The organism is Paenibacillus pabuli NBRC 13638 (assembly GCF_001514495.1).
Lineage (GTDB): Bacteria > Bacillota > Bacilli > Paenibacillales > Paenibacillaceae > Paenibacillus > Paenibacillus pabuli.
The window spans coordinates 343,619-361,850 of the sequence record NZ_BCNM01000001.1 but is presented as its reverse complement, the minus strand read 5'-3'; the positions used below and the strand labels follow the sequence as shown (position 1 = coordinate 361,850).

General features: G+C 44.2%; 18 protein-coding genes, 2 pseudogenes and 1 riboswitch. Of the genes and pseudogenes, 5 read left to right on the top strand and 15 right to left on the bottom strand.

The features are described from left to right. Positions 1 to 61: 61 nt before the first annotated feature. The 5 genes and pseudogenes from PPA03S_RS01215 to PPA03S_RS32130 all read right to left on the bottom strand — a co-directional run. Positions 62 to 1,354, bottom strand: a complete 1,293-nt coding sequence (locus PPA03S_RS01215) for an ABC transporter substrate-binding protein (protein WP_062318995.1) — start codon at positions 1,352 to 1,354, stop codon at positions 62 to 64. A gap of 198 nt (positions 1,355 to 1,552) precedes the next feature. Beyond that, positions 1,553 to 2,482, bottom strand: a complete 930-nt coding sequence (locus PPA03S_RS01210; RefSeq protein ID WP_062318993.1) for an ArsR/SmtB family transcription factor — start codon at positions 2,480 to 2,482, stop codon at positions 1,553 to 1,555. 105 nt (positions 2,483 to 2,587) lie between these two features. Further along, positions 2,588 to 2,806: a hypothetical protein gene (locus tag PPA03S_RS33625; RefSeq protein ID WP_157283895.1), complete on the bottom strand. Its 219-nt coding sequence runs from the start codon at positions 2,804 to 2,806 to the stop codon at positions 2,588 to 2,590. A gap of 198 nt (positions 2,807 to 3,004) precedes the next feature. Continuing rightward, complete coding sequence (locus PPA03S_RS01200; protein WP_245683482.1) at positions 3,005 to 4,270, bottom strand: cytochrome P450 family protein; 1,266 nt, start codon at positions 4,268 to 4,270, stop codon at positions 3,005 to 3,007. 24 nt (positions 4,271 to 4,294) lie between these two features. Continuing rightward, positions 4,295 to 4,492, bottom strand: a pseudogene (locus tag PPA03S_RS32130) (isochorismatase family protein); the annotation flags it as partial. A 129-nt stretch (positions 4,493 to 4,621) separates the two neighbouring features. Between PPA03S_RS32130 and PPA03S_RS01195 the strand changes: the two are divergent. After that, the gene (locus PPA03S_RS01195) at positions 4,622 to 5,218 is read left to right on the top strand and encodes a TetR/AcrR family transcriptional regulator (RefSeq protein WP_062318988.1); all 597 of its coding nucleotides are present in this window, start codon (positions 4,622 to 4,624) and stop codon (positions 5,216 to 5,218) included. 90 nt (positions 5,219 to 5,308) lie between these two features. Here PPA03S_RS01195 and PPA03S_RS01190 read toward each other — a convergent pair whose 3' ends face one another. Beyond that, positions 5,309 to 5,779: a GNAT family N-acetyltransferase gene (locus tag PPA03S_RS01190; RefSeq protein ID WP_062318985.1), complete on the bottom strand. Its 471-nt coding sequence runs from the start codon at positions 5,777 to 5,779 to the stop codon at positions 5,309 to 5,311. Between the two features lie 86 nt (positions 5,780 to 5,865). After that, positions 5,866 to 7,041, bottom strand: coding sequence for an MFS transporter (locus PPA03S_RS01185; RefSeq protein ID WP_062318984.1), 1,176 nt, complete (start codon positions 7,039 to 7,041; stop codon positions 5,866 to 5,868). A gap of 206 nt (positions 7,042 to 7,247) precedes the next feature. Between PPA03S_RS01185 and PPA03S_RS01180 the strand changes: the two genes are divergently transcribed. Then, complete coding sequence (locus tag PPA03S_RS01180) at positions 7,248 to 7,796, top strand: TetR/AcrR family transcriptional regulator (RefSeq protein ID WP_062318982.1); 549 nt, start codon at positions 7,248 to 7,250, stop codon at positions 7,794 to 7,796. Between the two features lie 70 nt (positions 7,797 to 7,866). On the opposite strand, the gene PPA03S_RS01175 is transcribed toward PPA03S_RS01180, so the two are convergent. Together PPA03S_RS01175 and PPA03S_RS01170 are read right to left on the bottom strand one after the other, a co-directional pair. Beyond that, positions 7,867 to 8,196, bottom strand: coding sequence for an antibiotic biosynthesis monooxygenase (locus tag PPA03S_RS01175; protein WP_062318980.1), 330 nt, complete (start codon positions 8,194 to 8,196; stop codon positions 7,867 to 7,869). A 169-nt stretch (positions 8,197 to 8,365) separates the two neighbouring features. Next, complete coding sequence (locus PPA03S_RS01170; protein ID WP_062318978.1) at positions 8,366 to 9,730, bottom strand: DEAD/DEAH box helicase; 1,365 nt, start codon at positions 9,728 to 9,730, stop codon at positions 8,366 to 8,368. Positions 9,731 to 9,953: 223 nt separating this feature from the next. Between PPA03S_RS01170 and PPA03S_RS33175 the strand changes: the two genes are divergently transcribed. After that, the gene (locus PPA03S_RS33175) at positions 9,954 to 10,616 is read left to right on the top strand and encodes a YczE/YyaS/YitT family protein (protein ID WP_245683481.1); all 663 of its coding nucleotides are present in this window, start codon (positions 9,954 to 9,956) and stop codon (positions 10,614 to 10,616) included. Here PPA03S_RS33175 and PPA03S_RS01160 read toward each other — a convergent pair. The 5 genes and pseudogenes from PPA03S_RS01160 to PPA03S_RS01140 all read right to left on the bottom strand — a co-directional run bounded on the left by PPA03S_RS01160 (position 10,599) and on the right by PPA03S_RS01140 (position 14,342). Beyond that, positions 10,599 to 10,913 carry a DMT family transporter gene (locus tag PPA03S_RS01160; protein ID WP_062318975.1) on the bottom strand — a complete coding sequence of 105 codons (315 nt, stop codon included), beginning with the start codon at positions 10,911 to 10,913 and terminating at the stop codon, positions 10,599 to 10,601. The genes PPA03S_RS33175 and PPA03S_RS01160 overlap by 18 nt on opposite strands. Then, positions 10,910 to 11,251: a DMT family transporter gene (locus tag PPA03S_RS01155; RefSeq protein WP_062318972.1), complete on the bottom strand. Its 342-nt coding sequence runs from the start codon at positions 11,249 to 11,251 to the stop codon at positions 10,910 to 10,912. Before PPA03S_RS01155 ends, PPA03S_RS01160 begins: the two co-directional genes overlap by 4 nt. 97 nt (positions 11,252 to 11,348) lie before the next feature. Next, positions 11,349 to 11,449, bottom strand: a riboswitch (guanidine-I (ykkC/yxkD leader). Positions 11,450 to 11,526: 77 nt separating this feature from the next. After that, entirely contained in the window at positions 11,527 to 12,504 is a 978-nt protein-coding gene (locus PPA03S_RS01150) for an aldo/keto reductase (RefSeq protein ID WP_062318971.1), read from the bottom strand. A gap of 178 nt (positions 12,505 to 12,682) precedes the next feature. After that, positions 12,683 to 13,669: pseudogene (locus PPA03S_RS01145) on the bottom strand (aldo/keto reductase). A gap of 85 nt (positions 13,670 to 13,754) precedes the next feature. Next, positions 13,755 to 14,342, bottom strand: coding sequence for an NAD(P)H-binding protein (locus PPA03S_RS01140; protein ID WP_062318969.1), 588 nt, complete (start codon positions 14,340 to 14,342; stop codon positions 13,755 to 13,757). Positions 14,343 to 14,586: 244 nt separating this feature from the next. On the opposite strand from PPA03S_RS01140, the gene PPA03S_RS01135 reads away from it, so the two are divergent. Together PPA03S_RS01135 and PPA03S_RS01130 are read left to right on the top strand one after the other, a co-directional pair. Then, positions 14,587 to 15,504 (top strand): AraC family transcriptional regulator, encoded by a 918-nt coding sequence (locus PPA03S_RS01135; RefSeq protein ID WP_062318967.1) that lies wholly within the window; start codon positions 14,587 to 14,589, stop codon positions 15,502 to 15,504. Positions 15,505 to 15,686: 182 nt separating this feature from the next. Then, on the top strand, positions 15,687 to 16,136 hold the full coding sequence (locus tag PPA03S_RS01130) for an OsmC family protein (protein ID WP_062318966.1): 450 nt from the start codon (positions 15,687 to 15,689) through the stop codon (positions 16,134 to 16,136). 525 nt (positions 16,137 to 16,661) lie between these two features. Here the strand turns inward: PPA03S_RS01130 and PPA03S_RS01125 are convergent. After that, complete coding sequence (locus tag PPA03S_RS01125; protein ID WP_062318963.1) at positions 16,662 to 18,164, bottom strand: glycoside hydrolase family 30 protein; 1,503 nt, start codon at positions 18,162 to 18,164, stop codon at positions 16,662 to 16,664. Between the last annotated feature and the right edge of the window lie 68 nt (positions 18,165 to 18,232).

Genomic DNA, 18,232 nt, shown 5'->3' with positions numbered 1-18,232 from the left:
AAGCCTGCGATTTCTTATCTAGAGATGGTGATTACGCAGGCTTGCGTGACCCGTCTTCCTTCTATTCGCTCAATATTTTCTGAATGGCTGTCTCCATGTTGTTCATGGCATCTGCCGGGGTCATTTTGTTCACCCATACTTCATTCAAAAATTTAAAAGCGGCTTGATCACGGATTTGCGCATTTTTGGTGGAATGTTTACTGAATTTAACGACGCTTGCGACTTCGGAATAATCACTGCGGTATGGCAGATCCTTGAATTCCTGTTTTTCCAGCACGGATGGCTTGGATGGAATATGTCCAGCTTTGGCCCAAATCTGGCCATTGTCGGCAACATAATCGGCAAAGATCATAGCTGCTTTACGTTTAGCGGGATCTTCATCCTGCGTGAGTGGCAATACAATCGTATGAGAATCTCCCCAGGTTGCTTCCTGATCATAGAACTTGGGAATAGGCATGGCTCCGAATTCAAGTCCCTTGGTGGATTCCCATGTTCCGGTTGTCCAGACCCCTGTCATGATAATAGCGGCTGTTCCACTTTGAAAATTTTTATAGAAGTCCGGATCATTTTTCTTGATATAACCTTCGGTATACAGTTTCTGGACATAGTCAGCGGCCTTGATGCCTTTCTCTTTATCAATGGCTGCTGACTTCAGATCGTCCGACACCACGTCGTTACCACCCAACTGGGAGTACAGCGACCACCACAAGCGGTAAGGGTCATCATTACTATTGGATAATGCAAACGGGGTCGTTTTGGCAGGCAACTTCTCTTTTAAAGTTTGAAGGAAACTCACAAACCCGTCAGCAGATTGCTCCAGAATTGGTTTTCCGTCTTCACCAAGCAAGCCTGCATCTTTTAGCAATTTTTTGTTGTAGAACATGATAAAGGGATGCGTATCAATGGGGACTGCATAATGTTGACCTTCTACAGTAACCGCATCCAAGAGATTCTGGTTATAAGTGCTCCAATCCACACCTGCATCCGTAGCCGGAGTATCAAGCTCTGTGACGACCCCCTGATTGATCAGATCGGGCAGTCTGGAGGAATGGGAAATCCCAATGTCCGGTCCATTACCGTTACCAACAGCAGTAACGAGCTTCGTATAATACTCGCCCCAGGCCAATTTGGTATTCTTCACTTCAATGTCCGGATGGGTTTTGTTGAATTCATCGACTAATGTCTGCATGTTTGCGCCATCACCACCATCGAACAATGTCCAGAAGGACAATGTCACTTTTCCATCACCAGAGCCACTCTCACCCGCCTCATTACTGCCTCCGCTACATGCACTTAAAATGGTTGAGAATGAGAGCAATAATGTCAGTGCTAACCTGCCGATCTTTTTATTCATGCGAGTATCCCCTTTACTCTAATTTGTAGATACAAACGATATAATTGTTTTATTACATTATTACTGTATCTATAGGGGATTATATAAGGGAGTTCATCTCTTGTCAACGCTTTCAAACATATTTAATGTAACTATTAAATAAAAAAAGACCTTAGTTACATAATATCTGCAACCAAGGCCTTTCTTCCTCATCTATTTCTAATGAATGGCATAATGTACAGTCATCTTGATATTTTGGTCATAATCTCCAAATTGTCGCCCGAAGAGATTTACGCCTCCTTGATGAACCGCATCCGGCTTCATACCAATTCGCACCCTTAACTTATGGCTGTTTTGAAGGTTAAGCTGAGCCAGATCAACTGCTGAAATTTTCTCCATATCCAGCGTCGTCTTGTTTTTGTCCACTCGCCATGTCTTTAATAAACCATACTGTGTTGACCATTCAAACCACCACGCAGGGTTGAGCTTTCCGCGCCGATCTCCAAAGTCACCAGGACATGTCCACATGCCAATTTCCACACCGTTAATCCATACGGAGATATCGGAAGGCCAATTATGATCATAGTTTGGTGCTTCAGAACATATTTCCATGGACAGTTCAAGCGATTCGATTACCGCTTCTGCCGGAATCTCCAGTGGCATCAAATATTCGACATATCCCTTACGAAACCACATAATCTGCGCTCCGACATGCTTCGGATGATAAAAGCTGGCGGGTTCATCCTCACGAATGATCATGCCCTCTCCATTCGCCATGCCACAAGTGGGTGACACTTCACAATCACTATAATGACCGATAGGCATATCCACTTCGTACACCTGAATGTCGCCTTTGGGAATTGCTTTCTCCAGGTTAAGAGCAATATGAATGTCATCGTAATTGCGGCTGCATACCTTCATCGCCCCGCGAGAGGCAGGCAGCAGTTCCGTATTAATCAGCCTTGCAGCTTCCAAAACCTTGATATTGCTGGCTACCGTGGATACGGGAAGTTTGAGAGCTTCCGCGATTTCTACTATATTCAGGTTTTGGGAGATCAGTAGTCGGAGAATATCCACTCTGGATCGAGTCGATAACGCATGCGTGACCGTAACCAGCTCATCCGGATTATCAAAACTCAGCTCAAGCATCCGCTCACCACCTCTTATGTATTTATGAAACAGGAAATTTAAACGTAAAGTTTAATTCAGTTGATAATATTGTAACAAAACATTTATTTTGTATCAAATTACTTTTCACTTCATCATTCTTCTTAGTTTTTCATACAATTTCCGGTTAATGTGCGCAAACCATATCGGTAAACCGACTAAAATGCCAATAACCCCTGCAGAAATGGCTGTTATCCACACTAACGTTGTCATACTTAAGTTTCCTTGATAAATACGAATACTGATGAGCGCAGCATAGATCAGTATTACGATGCCAATGCTTATCTTGGAAAATGTTTTCATCATATACCTCCTTCGATGAAAAATCCGCTATATCAACAAGATAGAGACAATGTGAGGGATTATGTCTTGTTTGGAATTGTTGATTTTACCTATCGTAATGAAACTTATAGCATAACACAAGAAATCCGCCAAACATGGCGGATTTTTTTGGAGTATATACGTTCTTTTTTACAAATAGAAGCTTAACTCTAACTCTTGCTGCTAAAATGCGACAGGCAAGGCAGCCAAACTCTGCGAACTTAGCGCCAAATGCCACTCAATGTTTTCCCGAGGAATATTTAGTCGCAGATTAGGCATGCGTTTTAACAACGTTGTAAAGGCGATATCTCCCTCCACACGGGCAAGTGGAGCTCCCAAGCAGGAATGAATGCCATGGCCAAAAGCCAGATGACGATTAATATGACGGGCAACATCCAGATCCTCTGACTGTTCAAATTGAAGTTCATCCCGATTGGCTGATTTCAGTACAGGGATGACCATATCTCCCTTTTTGATCTGTTGTCCTGCCAGCTCTATATCCTCAATTGCAAAACGAGGTCCGGCAATGGTTGCAGGCCCGTTAAAACGCAGCAATTCCTCTACAGCAGAAGGTGCCAGACTAAGATCAGCCTTGAGCTTCTCCAATTGTTCAGGATGATCCAATAACATCATTGCGCCCGTAGCAATCAGATTGGATGTCGTCTCATGGCCAGCAAAGATCAATAACGTAATCATGGATAACAGTTCCGGTTCACTGAGTCGATCGCCCTCTTCTTCTATAGCAATCAATTGGCTGATCAAATCATCCGCAGGATGTTTGCGTTTCTCAGCTACCAGCTGTGCCGTATAGTCACCGAAAGCTCGAAGGTGTTCTTCCACTCCCGGTTCACGCACTCCGAGGCCCAGACCGTGTGCAATTGCGGAGGACCAGGTCTGGATCTGCGGCCGATCTGCTTTAGGCACTCCCAGCATATCGGATATCACATGAATCGGTAAGGGATAGGCGTAGTCCTTGACCAAATCCATCTCACCCTTGGCCTGAACCTGATCCAGTAATTCATCAGCGATCTGCTGCACACGCGGACGAAGACTTTCCATATATTTTGGGGTAAAGGCTTTGGAGACCAGTCGACGCAATCTCCGATGATCAGGCTCATCTACAGAGAGCATTGATTTTCCGGTAAAGAACGTTGGAGGAGCATCTGGATCTATGTTTTCCACATAGGCTTTCAGGATATTCTCATTACCGTCGATGGTGAGTGGGTCTACCGTAAAGTGGGCGTGATCTTTGAGTACTTGTGACGCCTCTTCCATTCGTGTGACCAACCACTGCCCGCGATCTGTACCAACCATTGGCAAAGATACTGGAATAACAGGGCCTGTATCACGCAACTGCTTGATCAGTGAAAACGGGTTTTTACCACGATCTCCACTAAACAGGCTCAGCGCTGCTTTTTGTGAAACATTAAGATCTAGCTCACTCATCATAACCATCCTTTCGCTTCGACTATTTTATTGGTTTAAATGAATAGCACGTATCCAATCATCTACAGCCAGCACATCAGCTTGATGGGAGAATACGATCTCTACGAGAACACGATGAACTTCCGGGTCCCTATCCAGACAAGCATCAGAAAGTACAGTCAACGCATAATCCTTATCCGCTGCCTCACATAAAGTAGACAGCACTACTCCGCTTGTTGCGATACCGGGTTGCACATCCCTCTCGTTTTGATTAAGATTAAGGGGAGAACTCTCCGTTTAACCTCTTCTTGATATTAAACGGAGAGTTCTCCCCTTGTCAAATTTTGGACATTGAAGGATAGGAAGTGACAGACAGTGGATAAAACCAATACAACCTTTCGTTCGGAGCGACGGGATGCCGCCGAGAATCGCCAACGTATCTTGGATGCGGCTAGCAAATTATTCGAGCTGCACGGCGTCGAGCGGGTCAGCATGAATCAGATCGCTTCCGCAGCGCAGATTGGAGCGGGTACCTTATACCGCCGATACCGCAATAAGAGTGAGTTATGCATGGACTTGATCAAAGATAACGCAGCGCTGTTCTTCGATGATGTGGAAATATACTTGCAGGAGAATGCCCAGCATCCACCATCTGAGCGATTGCAGGGTCTGCTGACGTTGTTTATCCAGTTTAGAGAGAAAAATGCGGAGATGCTCTCGGGTATCGAGAATGCAGTATATCAAGGATCAGAGTCCAGAACCTCAAGTCCTCTTTATGACCAATTGCATCAACTGCTATTTGGATTATTCGAAGAGAATGCAACAGAGAGTGACGAGTCGCAGGCCATCAGCTTGTTCAAAACGGACATGCTTCTGACCGCCATGAGTAATGATTCGTATCTGTTTCAAAAAAAAGTACGCGGCAACTCTCCCGACCGCATCGTGGAGCAGCTCTGTTTGACGTTTCTTTAATGTATATTGGTATATAAAAGTACAAAAAAGCCTAATTCATCGTCGGCAATCTGCCGCTTGAACTAGGCTTTTGGAGCATGAGGTCTGAATTTATAATGTTTTGATATACCATGCATCACAAGCGAAGTGCTCTGTTGCATTTAGCGGTTCCTTTAATGGAATAAAACCGTTCTTGATATAGAACTTGTTGGCTGCAACCATATTGTTAAGCGTCTCAAGATAACATTGTTCATAGTGTTCTTTGGCAAAATCAAGGGAAATCTGAAGCAATTCATATGAGATTCCAGTGCCTCGTGCTTCTTTTAAGGCATACATCTTCTGCAATTCACAAATATGTGAAAATCCCTCCACAGGTCCGATACCGCAGCCAGCCACAACGGTTGAGTTATGCTCAACCACCCAATACCTGGAGCCCTCGCGTTGATAAAGATGATAAAAATCGCCCAGATTCGGGTCAGCCCACGCTGTTCCTGACTTATTGGCCCCGAATTCGATCAAACAACTTCGAATCAGAGACTCTACTTCTTGATTATCTTTTTCCTCTATCTCTCTAACGAACATGCAGTAAGCCTCCGCATCATGAAATAATTGCTGCTCTTAACTGCACAAATTATACTACAAATCTGATTTGACACACTACCATTCAACTACAGTGAAACGGAATCACTCGTTTTGGCAGGCAACGTCTGCTTGATTTTCAACAACCGTCTTACGTAGATCATGAAAAGCAGAAAAGAAACCATGACCGACAAAGCACTAACCATAAACAATATGTGATAGCTCATGTATTCCGATACCAGACCCAGGGCCATGGCACCCAGTCCGATACCGAGATCAGTCGCCGTTGAAAAGAAGGCATTGGCTGCCCCTTTCCGATCCTCGGGAGCAAGGCGAAGCGTTATGGCCTGAAGAGCTGGCTGAGCGGAACCAAAGCCGATCCCGTACAGAACCGCTGAAGCGAGCACGCCAAGCAAACTGGTTGCAAAGCTAAGCACAATCAAAGCAATGATCGTAATGATAAGCGCCGGGACAATGACTGCTGTCTCTCCTTTCTTATCGGACAGCTTTCCGGCAATGGGCCGGGATAGCGCAAGTGTGGCAGCATAGACCAGAAAAAATGTACCGGAATTGACTTTGATCTGCTCCGCAAACAAGGGGACAAAGGTCGTAATTCCCCCATAGGCAATGAAGAGAAAAAAGATTGGCGTCATCACAGGCAAAACTGATTTTTCGAAGATTTGAATTTTCTTCCTGTTCGTATGTGGTTGGAATGGCATTTTGGCTCCCAGCGTCAAAAGCAGGGCCACGACGGACAAACCAACAGCAAAGAGAAACATCGTCTGATATGTTGTGCCTTGCATAATCCCCAGACCGATCATGGGGCCAACCGCCATTGCCAGCGTCATGGAGGTGCTAAACCACCCCATACCTTCCCCGCGCCGTGCGGTGGGAATCATATCAGTCACGGCTGTCATCATGGAAGTCGTGGATACTGCCCAGCTAATCCCATGTACGATACGAAGTCCAAGCAGCATAATGATTCCGCCAATCCAGTTATACGTATACATTGCTAAAATAAACAGGAGTAAACCACCGATCATAAACGGACGTCTTCCGAATCGATCAAGCAGCCCGCCAACAAACGGCCGAAAAATTACGGATGATAACATCAACGCCCCCATTGCCATACCTATCTGTTTTTCATTACCGCCCATCTCTTTAATGAATAGCGGCAGGGTTGGATATAACATATAAAATGCAGTGAACAGAAAAAGCAGACCCAACGTCATTAGAATAAATGACTTCGTCCATAAACGTTGCATCACCTATTCCCCCTCCTCACTCATTTAATTTCAATATTTTTTGAATCATCTCGTGTACAAAAACAAATATTGATCTATTAATGAGCATCTGTTAATAATTATAGACAGAAAAAGAGGGTTTACCATTGCTAAATGTGAGGTGTTCGTTCATTAATGAACAATTATTATAAAATTGTTTATTATCAGTGAAAGGGTGGTCAGGGGATATGCCTAAAGTGGATAGAAGAATTCGGAAATCGCAAGAAGCCATCAAATCAGCAGTGACTGAATTGATGGCAGAGAAAAATTTCGATGAGATTACTCTTCAGGATATTTCTGATAAAGCAGACGTTAGCAGAGGAACGATATATCTTCATTACGAGGATAAATATGACCTGTTAGACAAACTGATTGATGGACATATGAATGAATTAAGTGAAATATGTCAATCCGTTTCGGATTTGGATTGGAAAGAATCCATCATTCCCTGGTTTACGTATTTGGAACATAATTATTTGTTTTTCTCAACGATGCTGGCCAGTAAGGGAGCAACACAATTCCGCAATCGGCTGGTTGAATATCTATCTGAAGACTTTAAAGAGGAAGTACACTTATCTCAGGCCAGGAAATCCGGACTAAGTGAAGATGTCATCCTGCAATATGTGGTCATGTCTTATGTGGGAGTCGTTGAGTGGTGGCTAAAGAATGAGATGCCACATTCCCCAGAAGTCATGTCCGAGCAGTTAGGAGCTCTAATAAAAATGAATCTGGGGTAAATTCTTTTACATCTGTCCGATATTGAGAAGCGTCTTCCACATGTACATTCAGGTCGGGGTTTCCTTCGAATTATGAATTGGACACCCTTGCTGTCTTCACTTTCTGTACCTCGTAGATATTTACCGTAGTGCTAATGAGGTACTCTGGTTTCTCCTGTCCTCTTTTTTCGCGATGACCTTTCATATGCACATCGCTTTTCTCCCAATTTTTCCATGCTTCTTCCGATTCCCAACGAATCAGAACCATGACTTCTTCATGCTCTTTACTCTTCTTGTTGACCATTACACTGAAATCAATCAACCCCGGCATTTCCTCTACAGGGCTAGGGGCACTGAAACGTTCCACCAGTTTATGACTGTGGCCTTTTTCGACTACCATAACGCGAGTTTGAATGAACATGATTTACGCCTCCTGATTGTTCAAGTTCAATGCACGGATACCATGCCTTGTGATTGTTTAATAACATGTTTATTATTTTATCCTTATTGAAAATGATTATCAATATCACATTATTTTTGTTCACAAAAAACCTCCTCCACGAATTGGAGAAGGCGCTTTGTTCGTTTGTTTAAAGTGCTTTATTCACTGTGCCGCTCTTTGGTTTGCTGTGATTTGCACTATTATGATTAGGTTTACTATGATTTGGCTTACTGTGGTCGGCTTTGCCACTCTTCTTAAACCACTCGGACTTGGGCTTACGGGCCGGATTCGCTTTTGACCTCGCTGGCTTATTGGCTGCAGATTTATGGGCTGCAGACTTCGATGTTTGATCGGCTTTTACAAACGCAGGAGCTCCGGTCATCGGATAAGGATGATTTTTCACTTCAGGAATGGTCTTCTTGATCACTTTCTCGATATCCTTCAGGAACGGAAGCTCATCCTTTTCGCAGAAAGAGATCGCCATTCCGCTGTTCCCTGCTCTACCTGTACGGCCAATTCGGTGAACATACGTTTCTGGAATATTAGGAAGATTAAAGTTGATGACATGCGAAAGTTCTTCAACATCAATGCCCCTCGCCGCTATATCCGTCGCCACAAGCACTCTTGTAACTCCGCTCTTGAAATTGTTTAGTGCTCGTTGTCGTTCATTCTGAGACTTGTTGCCATGAATGGCCTGAGCCGTAATATTCACTTTGGACAAATCACGTGTCACACGGTCGGCTCCACGCTTCGTACGAGTGAACACCAGTGCCGAGACAATGGATTTGTCCTGCAAGATATGGTTCAACAGACTCTGTTTCTTCCCGTTCTCCAATAGATATATGGACTGCTCAATTCGATCTACGGTAGAGGACACGGGAGTAATTTCTACTTTTACCGGATCTACCAGCAACGTTTTCACCATTTTTGTTATTTCAGGAGGCATTGTTGCTGAGAAAAACAGGGTCTGTTTCTTACTTGGCATCTTGGAGATGATTCTTTTTACATCATGAATGAAGCCCATATCCAACATGCGGTCTGCTTCATCAAGTACCAATATTTGCACATGCTTTAGCTCAATACGCTTTTGATTGACCAAATCAATCAGTCTGCCAGGCGTTGCGATAATAATATCTGCCCCTTGATTCAAGGCTCGTTCTTGCACTTTTTGCGATACTCCACCTACGATCGCGGCACAACGAATATCGGTAAAACGACTATAAGCCTTAATATTGTCCGAAATCTGAATCGCAAGTTCTCTTGTTGGTGTTAAAATCAATGAGCGAATGTGACGTCCGGATTTCGGAGCATTCGACTTTTCGCTTAATAGTTGAATGATTGGCACAGAAAATGCAGCCGTCTTCCCTGTTCCTGTTTGTGCACAGCCCAGTAGATCTCTGCCTGCTAACACTGCTGGAATCGCCTGTTCCTGTATAGGTGTTGGGGAAGTATAGTTCGCTTTGCTCAAACCTTCCAAAATCGGGGGTATAATATTCAAGTCTTTAAATGTCATTAGGTCTCCTTCATTTACGCAACAAATATTCATTTGACGTATCTTTCATTTCATAACGTAACACATAAGGATAACATTAAAAGAGCCTTCTGTATATCTTCTTTTAAAAGAACCTCACTAATACAACTCCACGACCTCATGCTCTGATCATTTTATACATTAAACACACGCTTAAAAATGTTGTATTTACAACATTAATGATATCATTTACAATAATCAGATCATGGATATGTCAGGAGGAATCTTAACTTTGCAATTACTGATAACAAGGCTATTCAACAAAAAAACATTGAACCGTACGGTCGCTCCATTTTTATTCGGGATACTGCTGTTAAGCATGGGAATCACTTGCATGATCAGGGCGGACTTGGGGGTATCCCCCTTTGATGCGTTGTTGGTTGGATTACATGATAACGTGGGATTAACGGTGGGAAGCTGGGAAATCATCATTGCCTTTTTAATGATATTGCTGAACTCCCTGTTAATCAAAGAAAAACCAGCATTTGCTGGGCTGATAACCTCTTTCGTGGTTGGAATAGGCATCGACTTATGGCTTTTTCTGTTTTCAATTGTTCCCACCCCATCCTCCTGGATGTATCAACTCCTTTTCTTTACCGTAGGGTTAACCCTGTCGGGACTGGGAACTGCCATCTATTTGAAGGCTCAAGTGTACAGGATCCCCGTTGACCATACGATGATCATACTCCAGGGCCTGCTTAAGAAAGGCGTGTTTTTCACAAGAACATTGATTTATTTATGTTTCCTGATGTTGGCTATAGCCACAGACGGTCCCATTGGAATAGGGACCATCATAACTGTTCTTTTGGGCGGACCTATTCTGCAAATGTTCATGAAGGTCCCCAAGCGATCAACTCACCAGTTTTAATCCAACTGCTGATCCAAGCACCATGGCGATAAATACGATCCTGAGGGCATTTCGAGGTTCTCCATAAAATATCATGCCGAGGATTGCCCCACCGGACGCACCAATTCCTGTCCATACGGCGTAAGCCGTTCCCATTGGAAGAGTCCTCATCGCCAGCGAGAGGAACAGAAAACTTAATCCGAAACCTGCAAACAGGAGCATGATTGAAGTCAGGTTACGATCTTTGTGCAGTTTATTAATCATCATAACCCCAATCATTTCAAAGACACCTGCCAAAATAAGATATACCCAGTTCATGATTCATGTCCCTCCTTTGTTTTTCCTTTGCTGAGCATTTTAAGACCGATGACGCCCAGTAAAAGAACTCCAATGAGCAGCATTTTACTGGATTGTACTCGTGCATCAAATAAAATAATTTCTGCCAGTACGGTACCGGCTGTACCGAGACCAACGAAAACCGCATATACGGTTCCTACATCAAGTGAGCGGGAAGCCGCAATCATTAAGGTAAAGCTGACAATAATGGCGATCATTGTAGCCCCCCACTCCAGAAAACTACTGGCATGTTTCAATCCAATGACCCAACCGACTTCAAATAAAGCTGCAATAACGACGGACAACCAGGTTTTGTTCATTTCTGTCACACTCCTTATCAAATATAGCTACGTGTATTATTGGTTACATGCAGCCAAAATAAAAAAAGCCCGGAAAACGAACTGCATGAAGCAGTTCATCTCCCAGGCTTTTATCCCTCCGTGACACAACCCGTAGGCTGTGAGTTTTCTCTCGGACCAGACCGACACAGATGCCGCGGAACCCTAGAAAACATTTGAGTATTTTGATGTGACTCCAATTATACACAATTCTTTTTGATTGGCAACCCTTTTTCGCTACTAGTGCTAAAGGGAACTTACATACCGTATATTTTGTGCGGTACATAGTATTCCTCTAAGCTTGCAATCTCCTGCGCATCCAGCTTCACGGACAAGGCAGCTACGGCATCCTCCAGATGATGTTCTTTCGTTGCACCTACAATTGGTGCGGTGACCCCTTCTTTTTGCAATACCCATGCCAGTGCAACGGTCGCTCTGGAAACACCTCGTTTGTTCGCAATATCAGCGACAGTCTCCACGATTTTACGATCGGCATCAACCATTCCCGCAGCAAGTCGGTCTCCTGCTTCATCGTTCGATGAACGGGCTGTCTTCTCATCCCAATCACGGGTAAGACGCCCTTTAGCTAGAGGACTCCACGGAATTATACCAACCCCCTCTTCACGACAGAGAGGCAGCATTTCCCGCTCTTCTTCCCGATACATCAGATTCAACAGATTCTGCATGGAGACAAATGGGGTCCAGCCGTTGCGTTCCGCCGTATGCTGAGCCTTCATAAACTGCCAGGCGTACATTGAAGAAGCTCCTATATATCGGACTTTCCCCGCTTTAACAACATCATGAAGGGCCTCCATCGTTTCTTCTATTGGAGTACTGCTGTCCCATCGATGGATCTGATACAGATCCACATAATCGGTGCCTAGGCGCTTCAAGCTGTTATCAATCTCATTCATAATGGCTTTTCTCGACAAACCTGCACCATTCGGCCCCGGCTTCATGCGGAAGTAAACCTTTGTTGCAATAACAACCTCATAACGACGAGCAAAATCCTTCAACGCACGACCCACGATTTCTTCGCTTGTACCATCCGAATAGACGTTGGCTGTATCAAAGAAGTTAATACCCAAGTCCAGCGCTTTTTGGATAAAAGGACGACTCTCTTCCTCGTTCAACGACCACGGAGCGATTCCGCGTTCAGGGACTCCATAGCTCATGCAACCAAGACATAATCTCGAAACGTCCAGTCCGGTACGACCCAGTTTTACATATTCCATAATCAAACACTCCTTTATGAAGTTAATTTTATCCAGTAACTGAGATACAATTCTTTGAAAATCGGATTTTCTTCCCTTTTGATGTGAGACTCCAATCTCTCGATTACAATTTGCTTCACTTGGTTCGATAAGCGTTTGCTCAACCTTTCCACCCATCTTTCTGGCATACTAAAATGGATCAAAGACCCGTTCTTCTCTCCAATTCTTCCGTATATCTAGAACCCATCAGGGTGATTTTTGAAGCTGCATCATTAATGCTCTGTACATCTTCGTTTGTAAGTTCAACGTTCGCCGTTCCCATATTTTCTTTGAGACGACTTGACTTGCGCGTTCCTGGGATCGGTACGATCCACGGTTTCTGGGCTAGCAGCCAAGCAAGTGCGATCTGTGCAGGGGTGGCTTGGATCTTATCCGCCTTCTCTTTCAACAGATCAACCAGCACTTGATTGGCCTCGAGGGCCTCTGGAGTGAAGCGTGGCAGAATATTACGCAAATCCCCCTGATCAAACATTGTTTTCGCATTAAAACTTCCCGTGAGATATCCTTTACCCAAAGGACTAAAAGGGATAAAACCAATACCGAGCTCCTCTAGCGCTGGAATCAGTTCTTCTTCCGGACGTCTCCACCATAAGGAATATTCGCTCTGAACAGCAGCGATCGGCTGAACGGCATGTGCACGTCGAATCGTGTTCACGCCGACTTCCGACAGCCCCCAATGCTTCACTTTACCTTCTCGAATCAGATCCGCACGGCTCCGGCAACCTCCTCAATCGGTACATCCGGATCAACACGGTGCTGGTAAAACAAATCAATTGCCTTGATCTTAAGTCGTTTAAGAGACTCTTCGGCAACTTTCCTGATCTGCTCAGGACGGCTATTCATTCCGCTCTGTTTGCCACCTTGAATGTCACATCCAAACTTCGTCGCTATGACAACCTGATCTTGTACAGGAGAAAGTGCTTCGCCGACGAGTTCTTCATTGATATATGGACCATAGACTTCTTGCGGTATCAAAGAAAGTTACACCGCGTTCAACAGCTTCCCGTATGACCGCGATCATCTCCGTTTTGTCCGAAGCTGGACCATATCCGTAGCTCATTCCCATACAACCAAGCCCAATTGCCGAAACTTCCAAGCCGCTATTTCCCAGTGTCCGTTTTTGCATCATATAACTTCCTTTCTTCATTCAAAAGATGTGAATGTGAACTAACGTACATGAATTTATTATCTCCATTTAGGAGTACACTGAATTAATGGGGTTTACTTACACCAAGACTGCGATGTATTTCCAGTTCTGGTGACTCTGCCAGCTTAACCACCAGAGAGGCCACGCTTTTGCAGGATACTTCGTTGCCTTTGAATGGCTCGCCTTTCTGGGTTACTTCATAATCGATCTCGTTTGCTCTGGTAAACCAAGCTGGCCGTAAGATTGTATAGTCTAGATCTGAAGCTTCAACAATGGAAGCAGCTTTACGATAAGGGTCCAATATGCTGCTGTACTTCTGTCCAGGTACTTCATCGTAGATCCCCATGGAACTGATAAAAATCAGACGTTTCACTCCTGCAGATTTCATCGTTTTCACGATGATTCTGGCATACTGTTCCAGGTCACCTGCAAGATTGACATAGACAACGTCCACACCGTTCATGGCGTCTTTCAATTTGACTTGATCCATTACGTCACCGTCGATCACACGCGCACGATTCGAATCGATATTTCCAAGCCTGCTGGATTTTCGCAAATAGAGTGTTAGCCTGACATCGGTTTCTTTGAGAAACAAGTCTATCGCTTCACGGGCGATTTGACCGTTGGCACCCAAAACTAATACATGACTCATTTCCTTACCTCCTTTTGTTCAGGATAAAGTTGCTATTTTCGTAGAGTTACTTCAGCTATGCTGTCTGATTGCAGTTTCGCGTCCTCTTGCTTGATTCTGCGAGCCTAATATTATTATGCCGAACTGAAGGAGCGAAGCGGTATATCATTTGTCTTAATTGATTGCCTGATTCTCTCAGGCCCACTTTTGTCTAAAGTCGTTAAGCCTTATAATGAAGGAAGAACAACTCGCAAGGAGGATATGTATGTCCGATAACGCAGTGCAGCAGAAACAGGAACTCACCGAACTAATCAAACGTCACTCCATTCATAACAATTCTAAGGAAACGGCAATCTCTTCCCTGTATGTCTATCAGCATTCGAGCATAAGTGAGCCTGCTTACCGGGTTTACAAGCCTTCCTTTTGTGTGATCGTTCAAGGCTTGAAAGAAATCTTGCTGGCACAGGAAAGATTCGAATACGGACCTTCCAATTATCTGATTGCTTCCATGAACCTTCCAGTGATTGGTCAGATTATAAAAGCATCCACTGATACGCCTTACTTAAGTCTGAAGCTTGAGTTTACACAGAACCAGATTCTTGAAGTACTGAATGATTGTAATATTAAGGTCACCTCTAAAGAAAACGCCAGACGCGCCCTATTTGTTGGACAGATGGAGCCCTCCATTCAAGATGCTGTACTTCGATTGGTTCGGCTGCTGGATACGCCGGGAGAAATCCCGTTCCTTTCCCAACTCTATACGCGGGAAATACTGTATCGGCTTTTGCAGGGACCTTATGGAACTGAACTCGCCCAGATTGCAATGGAAGGCAGCAGCAGCTACCGGATTAGGGAAGCCATTGAGCATATTGTTCGACATTGGGAGCAACCTTTTCGAATCGAAGATCTTGCAGAGACAGCCAACATGAGTGTGTCCTCGTTCCATCGACATTTCAAAGAAATTACCGCCATGAGCCCACTTCAGTTTCAGAAGCAGCTAAGGCTTCAGGAAGCACGTCGACTCCTCATGGCCGAGTCAGCTGATGCTGCGGATGTAGCCTTCCGGGTTGGTTACGAGAGTGCGTCCCAATTCAGCCGGGAGTACTCCCGCATGTTCGGTGCACCGCCGAGAGCAGATATCAAACGTTTGAAGGAAAAATATGATCATGTTATGAGTGAATAAGTACATCGGCTGAGAAATTGAAATGTTAGAGAAATGGATAGCCATTAAGCTATCCATTTCTTAATTTAAAGAGTGAATACCTAATTCTATTCCCATCCTTATATTGACAGCTTGTGATTCATGGAACTATAATTCATACTAAACCAAGTTATTTACAATGTTTTATAAAGGAGAGGTATCGGATGGCTAATGTTCAGACTTTCAAAGCTACTGCCCATCTACAAGATGGGGTTAAAGTGATCACCAAAGCAAGACAATTCGAACTGATCATCGATGAGCCAACAAACCTCGGGGGTACAGACACGGGAATGAATCCTGTAGAAGCTTTACTTGCCTCCCTTGGCGCATGTCAATCCATTGTGGCCCGGGTTTATGCCTCCAAATTCGATGTTGTCCTTGATGATTTCAGAGTTGAAGTTGAAGGGGATCTGGATCTTGACGGATTTTTTAACCAATCTGATGTACGTCCCGGTTATTCCGATATTCGATACACCTTCTATATTAAAACCAGCTCATCTGAAGAAAAAGTTGAATCATTTGTACAATTTCTAGAAAGTAAATGTCCTGTGGGTGATACGATTTCCAACCCGGTGAATACCAAGCTCAATCGTGTCATTATTGTCCCTAGCTGAGCTGCCTTCCAATTATTCTTTTGGGGATCCGCAAATTGTATAGACCAATCGTTCAGCGAAACAGGTTCTGCTGTCGGATTATATAGTTCTACAAAGTCGTTGCCGTACACGTCGAGTACGTCGTCTTTCTTGCCTCCATAAAAATGGCTGATCACCACGTTTTTCGCTAAATTGCTGGTATTAAGGTTTTGTGATGCTGCAGCATGTCCGATTCCTGCAAATGTCCAGAATGATTGGATAACCATTACTGCCACAAGGATCGCCGCTACCCAGCGTTGATTGATGTCTTTCAAGTTGTCTAACCCCTCTCCCATATAAAAGCTCAGGCTAGAATATCAACCCAATGTAAGAGGACAGTTAAATTAAAAAATCATAATATTAAAATTGTAAAATCCTTGAATATGTAAAAATCACAACAAATGTATACCGTGGATGATCTTTAAATAAAAACAAATTAAAAGAGCCGCGACTGCTCGCGGCCCCTAGGTTGCCTGATGCGGAATGAATCTGAATTCCTGCTATCCCTTAAGAAACATTTCCATACCATTTATACGTCATGGTGGACTTGCCTGGGATGGTAACAACGAAGCTTTGGCTGCCCCATTGGATCTTCACATTTTTCGACGAACTGGAAGAGTTGTAGGCAACTACCACTTTGGAACCGTCCGGATTGCGGAAAGCCACATTTTTGACTTCAGATCCGGTGTTGCTGTCAATGCGGTATGCATTGGGTACTACAAATTTACTAAAGTGACCCATCAAATAATATTGTTTGTGATACGTGACATTATTTTCAGGAGCATCATTACGGTTGTCCGAGTTGCGAATTGTGATCATGCCTTTGTTAGTGTTGTTCGGTGAAAGCAAGGCTGGACCGTCTTTTTGATCCAGGGCAGCATTCCAGAGAATGATCGATTTGGACCAGTTTCTCGTAATATTAATGAACTCGTTCATCATATTATCGAAACCCGATGAGGTACCATTCTGCGGATCATTCCAGTTGCCGAAGCCACCCTCGGTGAACCAAACTTCCTTGTCCGGGTGACTGTTATGCATGGAGGTCATTGTCGAACCGTCCCCACTGTCATAATGGTGAAATGCACTGCCGGAGACGTAACTGCCCTTGCCTGCGTTCTTCAGATTCGTAATGACCTGGTTGGGGAAGTTCCAGTCCAGAAAGTTATGGTCGAATGCAATAATTTTGGTGTTGATTCCGGCATTCCGGAGTGTTGGTCCAAGATAATCGCCGATAAAACCCGTCTGATCCTGTACATTCATGCCCATGGAAGGATAGTGGGATGGCTCGTACATAGGCTCGTTTTGCAATGTGACAGCATAGATGGGTACGCCTTCAGCCTGGTAGGCTTCGATGTATTTTTTGAAATAATTCGCATATGTCCCGTAATGTTCTGCTTTCAGTTTACCGCCGTTCAGATGGTTGGAATATTTCATCCAGGCAGGTGCACTCCATGGGGAACCCATTACTTTGATATTGGGATTCTTTGCGATTGCGGCTTTGACCATGGGCAGGATGTAGGCCTTGTCCCGGTCAATCGTGAATTGACTTAGTGAAGTGTCATTTGGCGTATCGGCATAGGTGTAGGCTGCCCAGGCAAAATCGGAACTGCCGATCGGCTGTCTCAACAAACTAAGCCCTATCCCTGTGTTGCCAAAAAGCTTTTCCATAACTTCCGCGCGCTTGTTGTTATCCAGTTTGTAGTTCATGAGCCATGCGGAAGCATCCGTTAACGACACGCCAAAACCATCCATTTGCTGATACGTTTTGTTTTCGTTGACCGTAATGGTAACATCCGCATTGCCTGAATTGCTGCTGAAGTTTTTGGATGCGATCTTGGTAAGTCTCGCATCTGTTTTAAGCCCCACTGCCGGTTCGGAATTGGGGTCTGACGTTGAAATCCACACCTCCACCTGTTCGCCCGCAGCATGCGCAGTCTTGGGCATATATGAACCCGCCGTTACCAGAAAAGTGGACAGCAGCACTAACGCACTCTTTTTCCATATTTTCATGAACACATCTCCTTAGAATTATCATGATTTGAACAGCAAATGATCATAGTGCGAAAAATGAAATCGAT